Source organism: Paraburkholderia sp. BL6669N2 (assembly GCF_003387275.1).
Classification (GTDB): Bacteria; Pseudomonadota; Gammaproteobacteria; order Burkholderiales; family Burkholderiaceae; genus Paraburkholderia.
Genome location: NZ_QUNA01000001.1, coordinates 3,445,807 through 3,458,751, shown reverse-complemented (window position 1 = coordinate 3,458,751; position 12,945 = coordinate 3,445,807). Strand labels below are relative to the sequence as shown.

At 60.4% G+C, this 12,945-nt stretch carries 10 protein-coding genes; all 10 read left to right on the top strand.

The features are described from left to right. Positions 1–351: 351 nt before the first annotated feature. The gene (locus B0G80_RS15770; protein WP_116118571.1) at positions 352–1,518 is read left to right on the top strand and encodes an ABC transporter substrate-binding protein; all 1,167 of its coding nucleotides are present in this window, start codon (positions 352–354) and stop codon (positions 1,516–1,518) included. Between the two features lie 369 nt (positions 1,519–1,887). Further along, complete coding sequence (locus B0G80_RS15765; RefSeq protein WP_106284880.1) at positions 1,888–3,048, top strand: ABC transporter substrate-binding protein; 1,161 nt, start codon at positions 1,888–1,890, stop codon at positions 3,046–3,048. A 206-nt stretch (positions 3,049–3,254) separates the two neighbouring features. Further along, complete coding sequence (locus B0G80_RS15760) at positions 3,255–4,310, top strand: branched-chain amino acid ABC transporter permease (protein WP_116118570.1); 1,056 nt, start codon at positions 3,255–3,257, stop codon at positions 4,308–4,310. Between the two features lie 4 nt (positions 4,311–4,314). Then, the gene (locus B0G80_RS15755; protein ID WP_116118569.1) at positions 4,315–6,099 is read left to right on the top strand and encodes an ABC transporter permease subunit; all 1,785 of its coding nucleotides are present in this window, start codon (positions 4,315–4,317) and stop codon (positions 6,097–6,099) included. Between the two features lie 11 nt (positions 6,100–6,110). Continuing rightward, the gene (locus tag B0G80_RS15750) at positions 6,111–6,863 is read left to right on the top strand and encodes an ABC transporter ATP-binding protein (RefSeq protein WP_181919959.1); all 753 of its coding nucleotides are present in this window, start codon (positions 6,111–6,113) and stop codon (positions 6,861–6,863) included. Positions 6,864–7,038: 175 nt separating this feature from the next. Then, positions 7,039–8,997: a tRNA uridine-5-carboxymethylaminomethyl(34) synthesis enzyme MnmG gene (gene mnmG / locus B0G80_RS15745; protein WP_116118567.1), complete on the top strand. Its 1,959-nt coding sequence runs from the start codon at positions 7,039–7,041 to the stop codon at positions 8,995–8,997. Then, positions 8,994–9,677, top strand: a complete 684-nt coding sequence (gene rsmG / locus B0G80_RS15740) for a 16S rRNA (guanine(527)-N(7))-methyltransferase RsmG (protein WP_116118566.1) — start codon at positions 8,994–8,996, stop codon at positions 9,675–9,677. Before mnmG ends, rsmG begins: the two co-directional genes overlap by 4 nt. A gap of 93 nt (positions 9,678–9,770) precedes the next feature. Next, the gene (locus B0G80_RS15735) at positions 9,771–10,562 is read left to right on the top strand and encodes a ParA family protein (protein ID WP_116118565.1); all 792 of its coding nucleotides are present in this window, start codon (positions 9,771–9,773) and stop codon (positions 10,560–10,562) included. Positions 10,563–10,580: 18 nt separating this feature from the next. Further along, positions 10,581–11,468, top strand: a complete 888-nt coding sequence (locus B0G80_RS15730) for a ParB/RepB/Spo0J family partition protein (RefSeq protein ID WP_116118564.1) — start codon at positions 10,581–10,583, stop codon at positions 11,466–11,468. Positions 11,469–12,297: 829 nt separating this feature from the next. Beyond that, positions 12,298–12,843 carry an ATP synthase subunit I gene (locus B0G80_RS15725; protein ID WP_116118563.1) on the top strand — a complete coding sequence of 182 codons (546 nt, stop codon included), beginning with the start codon at positions 12,298–12,300 and terminating at the stop codon, positions 12,841–12,843. Positions 12,844–12,945 lie beyond the last annotated feature (102 nt).

Below are 12,945 nucleotides of genomic sequence, written 5' to 3'. Positions count from 1 at the left end.
GTATGCGGAGTGCTCGTTTAATCTTCATGCAGTTCTGATGCACCACGAATTTTGCAGGTGGAGAACGAGGAGACAATGAGGCACTCAGTGCCCAGACGAAAGCGCTGTTGGATTGATATCCAACAGCGCTTTTTATTTGTATTTCCGGTTATTCGCCATTCTAATTCCCCGCTAATTCGGTGACCCTTTTTCATTCACCGAACATGTCTCTATTTCACACGTCTCAACCCTGCAAAACGCTTGCCGCGCGTGGCTTTCGTCCGCTAAACTCGCTATTCACCGACCGCGTGGTCGGGATTTAAATCTGTGCATTTAAATTCGAATGAATAACGGGGTTGATAGAGGAGCGGGATGAAGTCGGCATTGCGTTGGATCAGCGCGGCATTGGTCGCCACCGGAGTGAGCGCAGCATGGAGCGGCCATGCATTCGCGGACGTGAAAATCGGCGTGACCGTGTCGGCAACCGGCCCGGCCGCGTCGCTCGGCATTCCGGAAAAGAACACGATCGCACTGCTGCCTAAAGAGGTGGCAGGTCAGAAGATTGATTACATTGTCCTCGACGACGCCACGGATTCCACGCAGGCCGTCAAGAACGCACGCAAGCTCACGAGCGAAGATCATGTGGATGCGCTGATCGGCTCGACCGTCGTACCGAACTCGCTGGCCATGATCGACGTCGCCGCCGAAAACACCACGCCCATGATCTCCATGGCGGCCGCGGCGAGCATCGTCGAGCCGATGGACGCGAAGCGCGCGTGGGTCTTTAAGACGCCGCAGAACGACATCCTCATGGCCACAGCCATCGCGCAGCACATGTCGAACCACGGTGTGAAGACGGTGGCCTTTATTGGTTTCTCCGACGCCTACGGCGAGAGCTGGTTCAAGGAATTCGGCAAGGCTGCCGATCTCGCGAAGATCAAGGTCGTCGCGAGCGAACGCTTTGCACGCAACGACGCATCGGTGACCGGACAGGTGCTGAAGATCATGTCGCAGAATCCAGACGCGGTGCTGATTGCGGGTGCCGGCACACCGGCCGCGCTGCCGCAGAAAACGCTCAAGGAGCGTGGCTATAAAGGCAAGTACTATCAGACGCACGGCGTCGCCAATAACGACGTCCTGCGCGTCTGCGGCAAGGATTGCGAAGGCACCTATCTGCCGGCGGGTCCGTTGCTCGTTGCCGAGCAACTGCCTGATTCGAATCCGGTGAAGAAGAGTGCGCTCGCCTATAAGCGCGCGTACGAAACCGCTTACGGCGCCGGCTCGGTGTCGACCTTCGGCGGCCATGCGTGGGACGCGGGCCTGCTGCTCCAACGCGCGATTCCGCTGGCGTTGAAGAAGGGTCAACCGGGCACGCCTGCATTCCGCGAAGCATTGCGGGCCGCACTGGAAAGCACCAAAGACATGCCCGCGTCGCACGGCATCTTCAATATGAGCGCGAACGACCATGCTGGTCTCGACCAACGGGCACGCGTGATGGTAGAGATTGTCGGCGGCAAGTGGAAGTTGTCCGGCGACTAAGCGAAGGCAAAGCGATATGGACCTTCAATAAACAAAAGACGCGTGCAGTTGACGCGTCTTTTTTATTGTCCGCATCGCGTGGAAAAGTGTGGTTCCGCCGCTTCAGGACAAACCCGCATTTGGGTTGCAGTCTATTGACCGTCAATCATGCAGAACGCAATACTACTAACATGTTAGTGTTTTGTTCACAGGATATCGCAGCAGTTTGCAGTCGTGGTATGCGCAGTGAAGTAGCAGCAAAGCGGCGACGGTATTCGCGCTGAGCAGGGAAAACCATGCTTGGCATGCCAGAACCCTATAACTAGATTCAGACACCCGGCCCACGAGTCGGATTTCAGATACGCGCTTCAAAGCGTTTGGAGACTTGCAATGAAAAAGACAAAGCAATGGGTACGCACCGGCATTGCCATGGCGTTGATGTGCAGTGCGGGCGCGGCGTTCGCTCAGGTGAAAATCGGCGTGACGCTTTCCACCACGGGGCCGGCCGCATCGCTCGGGATTCCTGAAAAGAACACGATTGCACTGTTGCCTAAAGAGATCGGCGGCAAGACCGTGCAGTACATCATTCTCGACGACGGGTCCGATACCGGCAAAGCCGTGCAGAACACGCGCAAGCTGATCGATGAAGACCACGTCGACGCGATCATCGGCTCGACCGTCACGCCGAATTCGCTCGCCATGCTCGACGCCGCTGCCGAAGGCAAGACGCCGGTGATCTCGCTGGCGGCATCGGCGGCGATCATTTCGCCGATGGACGCGAAGCGCGCCTGGGCCTTCAAGCCGCCGCAAAACGACAGCCTGATGGCCGACGCCATCGCCGATTACATGGAGCATCACGGCGTAAAGACGGTGGGCTTCATCGGCTTCGCGGATGCCTATGGCGACGGCTGGAACAACGTCTTCACCGCGGCGGCCGCTGCACACAATCTGAAGATCGTCTCGAACGAGCGCTTTAACCGCACCGATGCATCGGTGACGGGCCAGGTGCTGAAGACGATGGGCGCGAATCCCGATGCGGTGCTGATCGCGGGCGCGGGCACGCCGTCGGCGTTGCCGGCCAAGACGCTCAAGGAGCGCGGCTACAAGGGCAAGGTCTATCAGACTCACGGCGTCGCCAACAACGACTTCCTGCGCGTGTGCGGCAAGGACTGCGAAGGCGAATTCCTGCCGGCCGGACCGATCCTCGTGGCGGATCAACTGCCTGACTCGAACCCGGTGAAGAAGTCGTCGCTGGCTTATAAGTCGGCGTATGAGAAAGCGTATGGCGCGGGTTCGGTGGCGACGTTCGGCGGGCACGCATGGGACGCCGGTCAGATGCTGCAAGCAGCGATTCCGGTCGCGCTGAAGACCGCTCAGCCGGGCACGGAACAGTTCCGCGTGGCACTGCGTGGGGCGCTTGAGAACATCAAGGAACTGCCGGTCTCGCACGGCATCATGAACACCACGACGACCGACCACAACGGCCTCGACAAGCGCGCACGCGTGATCGTGCAGATCGTCGACGGCAAGTGGAAGCTGCAGAACGACTAACGACAAAAGCGGTACGCGCCTCTCGCGCAACGTGCGGCATGTGACGCCGCATTGCCATTCTGTTCGATGACAATGGCATCGACCGCCGCGCCGTGTACCGGCGCGGCGGTCGCCTTTTCAGGGCATAGCGGGTCGATGGACGGCCACGAGTTCTGCCGCCACGACGGTTTCCCAGTTTCGATTTCGACGCTTCAGGACGAGGAAGTATGGATCTATCAATTGCGGCGATCCTCGCGCAGGACGGCATCACCACGGGCGCGATCTACGCGCTGCTAGCGCTCGCGCTGGTGCTGGTGTTCTCCGTGACGCGGGTGATCTTCATCCCGCAGGGGGAGTTTGTTTCGTACGGCGCGTTGACGCTCGCCGCACTGCAGACGCAGAAATTTCCCGCCACCTGCTGGTTGCTGATGGCGATGGGCGCGGCCTGCTTCGTCGTCGAGATAGCGGGGCTGGTGCGGCATCCCGAACGGCGCCGGCATGCGGCGCGCACGCTGATCATGCTGGTCGGCAAATATCTGCTGCTTCCGATCGCGGTCTATGCGCTGACACAAAGCGTTTTCATGCATACGCTGCCGATGATCGCGCAGATCGCGTTGACGCTGCTGATCGTGATTCCGATGGGTCCTTATGTGTACCGGCTCGCGTATGAGCCGATCGCCGAGGCAAGCACGCTGCTGCTGTTGATCGTGGCGGTGGCAGTGCACTTCGCGATGGTCGGCCTGGGTCTCGTGATGTTCGGCGCGGAAGGTTCACGCACTACAGCGTTTTCCGATGCGACCTTCAACATCGGCACACTGACGATTTCCGGGCAAAGCCTGTGGGTGGTCGGCACGGCGGTGGTGTTGATCGGCGCGCTGTATCTTTACTTCGATCGCTCGATCTCGGGCAAGGCGTTGCGCGCGACGTCGGTGAACCGGCTCGGTGCGCGGCTCGTCGGCATCGGCACGACGCAAGCGGGGCGCCTCGCATTCACGCTGGCGGCGGGCCTCGGCGCGCTGTGCGGCATCCTCGTCGCACCCTTGACCACCATCTACTACGACTCGGGCTTCCTGATCGGTTTGAAGGGCTTTGTGGGGGCGATTATCGGCGGGCTCGTCAGCTATCCGCTGGCGGCCGCGGGCTCGATCCTGGTCGGTCTGCTGGAGTCGTATTCGTCGTTCTGGGCGAGCGCTTATAAGGAAGTGATCGTGTTCACGCTGATCATCCCCGTGTTGCTCTGGCGAAGTCTCGCCAGTCCGCACGCCGAAGAGGAAGAGGAGTGACGCGATGAAACGGATCATGCAAAACAAGTTCTTCTGGTTGTTCCTCGTGGTGCTGTTCGCGCTGCCAGTGTTGCCGCAACCGATTCACGTGCCTGAGTACTGGGTGACGCTGCTCAACTACATCGGTCTGTATTCGATCGTCGCGATCGGTCTTGTGCTGCTGACCGGAATCGGCGGGATGACGAGCTTCGGGCAAGCCGCGTTTGTCGGCATCGGCGCTTATGCGACCGCGTATCTGACGACGCGGTATGGCGTTTCGCCGTGGCTGGCGTTGATTGCAGGTGTGGTAGTGACGGCGTTGATCGCGCTGATGCTCGGTTTGGTGACGATGCGGTTGTCGGGACACTTTCTGCCTCTCGGCACGATTGCCTGGGGACTCGCGCTGTTCTACCTGTTCGGCAATCTTGAAATGCTGGGCAAGTACGACGGCATCAACGGGATTCCGGTGCTGAATGTGTTTGGCATCAACCTCGAATCCGGCCGGCATATCTATTACCTGATCTGGCTGGTTGTGCTCAGCGCGGTGATTTCTGTTCAGAATCTGCTTAATAGTCGTCCGGGGCGGGCGATCCGCGCGTTACGTGGTGGCGGCATGATGGCCGAGGCGATGGGCGTCAACACCGGGTGGATGCGCGTGGTGATCTTCGTGTACGCGGCGGTGCTGGCCTCGGTCTCGGGTTTCCTCTACGCCCATCTGCAGCGCGCGGTGAACCCGACGCCTTTCGGTCTGAATCACGGCATCGAATTTCTGTTCATGGCCGTCGTGGGCGGCGTCTCGCACGTCTGGGGCGCGGTGCTCGGCGCGGCGATCCTGACGGTGTTGCAAGATTATTTGCAAACCCTGCTGCCGAAGCTGCTCGGCGAGAACGGCAACTTTGAAGTGATCGTGTTCGGCATCTTGATGGTGCTGCTGCTGCAATACGCGCGGCAGGGCGTTTGGCCGTTCGTCGCGCGATTTTTCCCGAAGGGCCCGCGCGCTCACGTCGCCGATCACGCCGAGCCGTTGCCGCAGCGCAGCAAGCCGGCGGCCGGTGAAGACCTGCTGACGGTGAATAAAGCGCGCAAGCAATTCGGCGGTCTGGTCGCGGTGAATGATGTGAGCTTCGAGGTGAAGGCGGGGCAGATCATCGGCCTGATCGGTCCGAATGGTGCGGGCAAGTCGACGACCTTCAATCTGGTGACCGGCGTGTTGCAGGCGACCAGCGGAGAGATCACGTTCCGCGGCGAGCGCATCGATTCGCTGAGTTCACGTGAAATCGTCAAACGCGGAATCGGCCGCACGTTCCAGCACGTCAAGCTGCTGCCGGGGATGACGGTGCTTGAGAACGTCGCGATTGGCGCGCATCTGCGCGGGCAAGCCGGCGTCTGGCGCAGCGTCGTGCGCCTGAACAGCGCGGAAGAAGCGCGCTTGATGGCCGAGGCGGCTCGTCAGATTCGCCGCGTCGGCCTCGAGCAGCACATGTACGACGAAGCCGGGAGCCTCGCGCTGGGACAGCAACGGATTCTCGAAATCGCTCGCGCGCTGTGCGGCGATCCGACGCTGCTGCTGCTGGATGAACCGGCCGCTGGTCTGCGCTATCAGGAAAAGCTGCAACTGGCCGACCTGCTGCGTCGCCTGAAGGCTGAAGGCATGAGCGTGCTGCTGGTGGAGCACGATATGGACTTCGTGATGAATCTCACCGATCGGCTGGTGGTCATGGAGTTCGGAACTCGTATCGCCGAAGGTCTGCCGCAGGAGGTACAACAAGACCCGGCGGTGCTGGAAGCTTATCTGGGCGGGGTGGAGTGATGGAGAACACGATGAATGCTGCCGGCCCGATTCTCGACGTGGACGGTTTGTCAGTCCGCTATGGCAAGGTGGAGGCGCTGCACGGCGCGGCGATCAAGGTGCGGGCCGGCCAGATTGTCTCGGTAATCGGCCCGAACGGTGCGGGCAAGTCCACGCTGTTGAACGCGATCATGGGCGCGTTGCCGGCCACGGGGCATGCGAAAGGCGCCGTCCTGTACCAGGGCGAAGACGTCAGCGCCGTGCCGGTCGAGAAGCGTGTGTCGCGCGGTATGTGCCTGGTGCCGGAGAAGCGCGAACTGTTTGCGTCGATGACAGTGGAAGACAACCTGGTTCTGGGTGCCTATCGGCGCAAACGGGCAGGGGAGCGCAACTTCCTGGATCAGCTCGAACCGGTCTTTACCCTGTTCCCGCGGCTGAAAGAACGGCGCAAGCAGGCTGCCGGGACTTTGTCCGGTGGCGAACGGCAGATGCTCGCAGTGGGCCGGGCGCTCATGGGCAAGCCGGACCTGCTGATGCTAGACGAGCCGAGTCTCGGTCTCGCACCGTTGATCGTGAAAGAAATCTTCCACATCATCAGCGCGCTGCGGCAGACCGGCGTTGCGACATTGCTGATCGAACAGAATGCGCGCGCCGCGTTGCAAATCTCCGATTACGGCTATGTACTGGAAACAGGTGAATTGGCGCTCGAAGGGCCGGCGGCGGACTTGGCGCAGAATCCGCGCGTGATCGAAACCTATCTTGGGTTGGCGAAGAAAGTGGCTTAGCGTTTAAGTTTGCTTCTGTTTCCGGCTTGTTCGAAGCGGCGTGTTTCACGTGAAACACGCCGCTTTTTTGTAGGTTGGCCATTCGGACGAAATTCGGGCCTAAACCGAACCCGTTATAATTCGCCCATACTTTCCTTTTGAAGGCTCACGCGATGATCTGGCGTGAGATCTCGCGATGCTCTTTCCCACAGAATTTGACGTACTCGTCGTCGGCGGTGGTCATGCCGGCACCGAAGCTGCTTTAGCTTCGGCGCGCATGGGTAATGCGACGCTCCTGTTGACCCACAATATCGAAACCCTCGGCCAGATGAGCTGCAATCCGTCGATCGGCGGCATTGGCAAGGGCCATCTCGTGAAGGAGGTCGATGCGCTCGGCGGTGCAATGGCGGCCGCGACGGACGAGGGCGGCATCCAGTTCCGCATCCTGAATTCGTCGAAGGGTCCGGCCGTCCGTGCGACGCGCGCCCAGGCTGACCGTCTGCTGTATAAGCAGGCTATCCGGCATCGGCTGGAGAATCAGCCGAATCTGTGGCTTTTCCAGCAAGCAGTTGATGATCTGATGGTGGAGGGCGATCGCGTCGTTGGTGCCGTTACGCAGGTGGGAATTCGTTTTCGGGCGCGCGCGGTGGTCCTGACGGCCGGGACGTTCCTTGACGGCAAGATTCACGTGGGTTTGAACAACTACACCGGCGGCCGCGCAGGCGATCCCGCTGCGGTGTCATTGTCCGCGCGTCTGAAGGAATTAAAGCTGCCACAAGGTCGCCTCAAGACGGGGACGCCGCCGCGAATCGACGGTCGCACGATCGATTTTTCCCAACTCGAGGAGCAGCCGGGCGATCTGGATCCGGTGCCTGTCTTCTCGTTTCTTGGGCGCGTTGAGCAGCATCCGCGGCAAGTGCCGTGCTGGGTCACGCACACCAACGAGCGTACACACGACATCATCCGCGGCGGTCTCGACCGTTCGCCGATGTACACCGGCGTGATCGAAGGGGTGGGGCCACGCTACTGCCCGTCGATCGAAGACAAGATTCACCGATTCGCGTCGAAGGAATCGCATCAGATCTTCCTCGAACCGGAAGGCCTGACGACCAATGAGTTCTATCCCAATGGAATTTCCACAAGCCTGCCGTTCGATGTGCAACTGGAACTTGTGCGTTCGATGCGCGGCTTGGAGCACGCACACATCCTGCGGCCGGGTTATGCGATCGAGTATGACTACTTCGACCCGCGCGGGCTGAAGGCGTCGCTGGAAACCAAGGTGATCCATGGGCTATTCTTCGCCGGTCAGATTAACGGTACAACCGGCTATGAAGAGGCGGCTGCGCAGGGTCTGCTGGCGGGCATCAATGCAGGTCTGTTTGTGCAAGACAAGGCAGCGTGGTGCCCGCGCCGCGATGAGGCTTATCTCGGTGTGCTCGTCGACGATCTGGTGACGCGTGGCGTGTCCGAGCCGTACCGCATGTTTACAAGCCGCGCAGAATATCGCTTGAGCTTGCGCGAGGACAATGCGGATATGCGCCTGACGGAGATTGGTCGTGAACTCGGTGTCGTTGACGACATCCGCTGGGACGCATTCAGCCGCAAGCGCGATGCTGTTTCACGTGAAACAGAGCGTCTTCGCACGACGTGGGTTAATCCTAAGACCTTACCGGCTGACGAAGCGACTGCCTTGCTCGGCAAGCCGATCGACCATGAGTACAGCCTGGCGGACCTGCTGCGTCGACCGGGCGTGTCCTACGGCGGGGTTTGCGGCTTGCGCGCCGGCGCCTGTGCCGCGCCGGAGACCTTGGCCGACGACGATGTTCTGCTCGCCCAGATCAAGGAGCAGATCGAAATCGGCATTAAATATCAGGGCTATATCGAGCGGCAGGCCGGCGAAATCGAGCGAAACGAGGCGCACGAGAGCACGCGCTTGCCTGACGGGCTGGACTATGCGGAAGTTCGCGGGTTGTCATTTGAAGCGCGCCAGAAGCTAACGCAATTCCGCCCTGAGACCATTGGGCAGGCGTCGCGTATTTCGGGCATCACGCCGGCGGCGATTTCCTTGCTGATGGTCCATCTGAAGCGCGGGCTGGGCCGTCGTCCGACGAAACCTGCCGAACCTGGCACAGACAGCACGCCGGTGACGCAATGACGGCGAGTCAGCAGGGGAGTGGCCGGGAAGCGTTGGCGCCGTTGCTTGAGGCCGGGGTTCGCGAACTCGGGCTCAAGTTGAGTGACGCGCAATTCGGCAAACTGCTCGACTATGTCGCATTGTTGTCGAAGTGGAACGCCGTCTATAACCTCACGGCGATCCGCGATCCGCGCCAGATGCTGGTTCAGCACATTCTGGATTCGCTTTCGATCGTGCCGCACCTCGCGCCGCTTGGCCCGTCATCGGTACTCGATGTTGGCTCGGGTGGCGGTCTGCCGGGCATCGTGCTGGCGATTGTCCTGCCGGAATGGACCGTGACCGTGAACGACATCGTTCATAAAAAGACGGCGTTCCAGGCGCAGGCCAAGGCCGAACTCGGTCTTGCGAATCTCTCCGTGGTAACTGGCCGGGTCGAGACTTTGCAGCCAGGCGCCGAAGTACCGGCAAAGTTCGACGTAATTGTCTCGCGCGCATTCGCAGAGCTCGCAGATTTCGTTACACTGGCCCGTCATCTGGTTGCGGAGCAGGGCGCGATCTGGGCCATGAAAGGGGTGCGCCCGGACGGCGAGATCGAACGCTTGCCGGCGGGCGCCCACGTGGAACAGGTTATCCGGCTGAACGTGCCGTCGCTCGATGCCGAGCGGCATCTGATCAAAGTTTTGGTGGACGTCGCCAGCTAGCAGACTAGCGGCTGGCACGTACCGGCCTCTTAGCCGCACCGGCATCACCCACGATTTTTACTTCATCCAAGCTGCAAAAGGGACACTCCAACGATGGCAAAAATCTTCTGCGTTGCGAACCAGAAGGGCGGCGTCGGCAAAACGACGACCACAGTCAATCTGGCCGCGAGTTTGGCAGCGCAGGGACAGCGAGTCCTACTCATCGACCTGGACCCGCAGGGCAACGCCACGATGGGCAGCGGCATCGATAAGGCTGCGTGCGCAAACACCGTCTACGAAGTGCTGGTGGACGGCGTTGCGGTTGCCGATGCGCGAGTGCGCCCGGAGGCTGTCGATTACGACGTGCTGCCCGCGAACCGCGAACTCGCCGGCGCCGAAGTCGAATTGGTCAGTGTGCAGAACCGTGAGCGGCAATTGAAGATTGCACTAGCGGCAGTTGAAAACGAATATGATTTCGTGCTGATCGACTGCCCGCCGGCTTTGTCGCTGCTGACGCTCAATGGCCTGTGCGCCGCGCACGGCGTCGTGATCCCGATGCAGTGCGAGTACTTCGCACTCGAAGGTCTGTCCGATCTGGTCAACACCATCAAGCAGGTGCACGCCAACCTCAACCGCGACCTGAAGGTGATCGGTCTGTTGCGCGTGATGTTCGACCCGCGCATCACACTGCAGCAGCAAGTCTCGGATCAGCTGAAAGAGCATTTCGGCGACAAGGTGTTCGACGTGGTGATCCCGCGCAACGTGCGTCTCGCCGAGGCACCGAGCTACGGTTTGCCGGGCGTGGTGTTCGACAGGGCATCGCGAGGTGCGCAGGCGTATGTGCAGTTCGGCGCGGAAATGATTGAGCGGGTGCGCGCATTGAATGACGCGCCCCAGGCATCCTAAGCGGATCGAGGAAGCACGATGAACGCAGTAGCGAGAAAGAAGGGATTGGGCCGCGGTCTGGAAGCATTGCTGGGCGGTACGGCAGACATTACCGAGGCAGTAACGATTGAAGGTGCGCCGAATGTGCTGCCGCTTAGCAAGATGCAAGCGGGCAAATATCAGCCACGTACGCGCATGGACGAGGGCGCATTGCAAGAACTGGCGGCCAGCATCCGTGCGCAAGGGGTGATGCAGCCGATTCTCGTGCGTCCTATCTCGGCGGACAAGTACGAGATCATCGCCGGCGAACGGCGGTTTCGCGCGGCGCGTCTCGCGGGCCTCGAAGAAGTGCCGGTGCTGGTGAAGAACGTGCCGGACCAGGCCGCCGCCGCGATGGCGCTGATCGAGAACATTCAGCGTGAAGATCTGAATCCGCTGGAAGAAGCGCAGGGGATCCAGCGCTTGCTCGACGAGTTCAATTTCACGCACGAACAGGCAGCGGAGTCGGTTGGCCGCTCGCGCAGCGCGGTATCGAATCTGCTGCGTCTGCTTAACCTGGCATCGCCCGTACAGACGATGCTGCTGGCCGGCGATCTCGACATGGGCCACGCCCGCGCACTGCTGGCCGTCGACGCCGCGACGCAAATCACGTTGGCCAACCAGGTGGTTAACAAGCGCATGTCGGTGCGCGAAACCGAAAAGCTTGTGACGGCGACTACAAAGGCCGCGCCGGCGGTGAAGGCGCGTGCGAATGGCGATGGCGGCCGCGATACTCGCCGGCTGGAAGAAGAGCTGTCGGACTTGCTGGCGGCGACGGTCAAGATCAAACTCGGCCGACGCGGGCGCGGCCAGGTGCTGGTGGACTTCGGCGATCTGGATGCGTTGGAGGGCATTCTGGTCCGCTTGCGTGGTAACGCCACCGCCTGATTGACGAGTTGACCGGCAAGGGCACCTGATAGCTTGCGATAAGGCCTGTTGCCGATCGCAAGCTGTGGGATTTACCGTGGATCATTTGACGCGGCGGCTTTGCAAAAGGCGCATGGTTTCTTTGATCGGATTTTGCGACCTACCAGTGATCCATATCAACGTCCGACGGATTCCTAAATAAAGTGGTGTGGGATAATCAGGATTACTCATATATCCGGTCATTTCACGGACGCTTGCTGGCCGCGAGGATTGGGGCCGTCGGCGCGTGACGGCTACGTCGGCGTCGCGATACGGGGCATTTGAGCCCAACTGGTGTCAGGAGCCGCGAAGCGGCCAGGCCGCAATCTCCACGGGACAAGTTTGGCGAGGAGGGCGTGTCCGAAGCAAAGGCTGAAACTTGACCGCCTCCTCGCCGGCACATTGAATCGGCGCAAACGAGGGGATACTTCTCGACAACGCTTTCTCGTGGATATTCCCATTGCGCCTACCCGGCAGTGCCCGCAATGTCCATATGCTTAGGCAAAAATCGGCGTTTGTTGCATTTTCGAGACGTCGGCCACGGCGTTTAAACGAGCCATCAGCGAGGACAAATTCTTCCGTCTTAGGCAGCGTGTTTTGGCACTGCCCGACAGCCTTACATTTGACGTGTTTCGCCCGGCGAAACAGCCGCTCCCGCATGGTGAGGAGCCTTTTCACGCGGGTTATTGAACGGCCTAAAGTCTTGAATTGCCTGCAACTATCGCTTACAATCGCCCGGATTTAATTGCACGGGAACCCCGTAAGCGCAGCGTAAGCTCGCGGGCTGGAACAAGACTTTCGGAACACTGCGATGGCGGTCAAAACGTCGAATCAAGCGCCGAAGAATGGGCACGACGAACACCGCGCTGAACGCAAGGATTCCGTTGCGTCCACCGGTCAGCAAGCAGCATCTGTCGAAACGTGGGATGTCGAGCAGCAAGATAATAATATCGTTCCGCTCACGCGGGCCGAAGCTGAAAAGCTATTTGGTCCTACCGTGAGCCGTCCATCGCGCGTCACGCCTTTCAAGGTCGTGGCAGCGCAAATGGTTTTGTCCCTGGGTGCTACGCTGGTGTGGTGGCTGTTCTACAAGCCACCGGGCGCTGCTGCGTTGTCCGCGTTCCTGGGAGGAGCGATCTGCTGGGTGCCGAGCGCGTTGTTCGCGGCACGACTGAGAACGCTGAGCGGCGCCGAAACAGCAATGAGCTGGATGATCGGCGAAGCGCTCAAGATGGGGACAACGATCGCGATGTTTGTAGCCATCGCCTTCTGGTATCACGACGTACGCTGGGTTCCGCTGCTCGTGACCTACCTCATCGCGCTCAAGACGTACTGGATCGCCTTAGCCTGGCGCTAAGGTAGCAGTAACGAAAGTAGCAGCAATAAATTCAGGCTGGCGCGCAGCGCCGGCATCAGGAGTGCGGATATGACACGATCCGCACCCGGCGTGTTCCCGCAA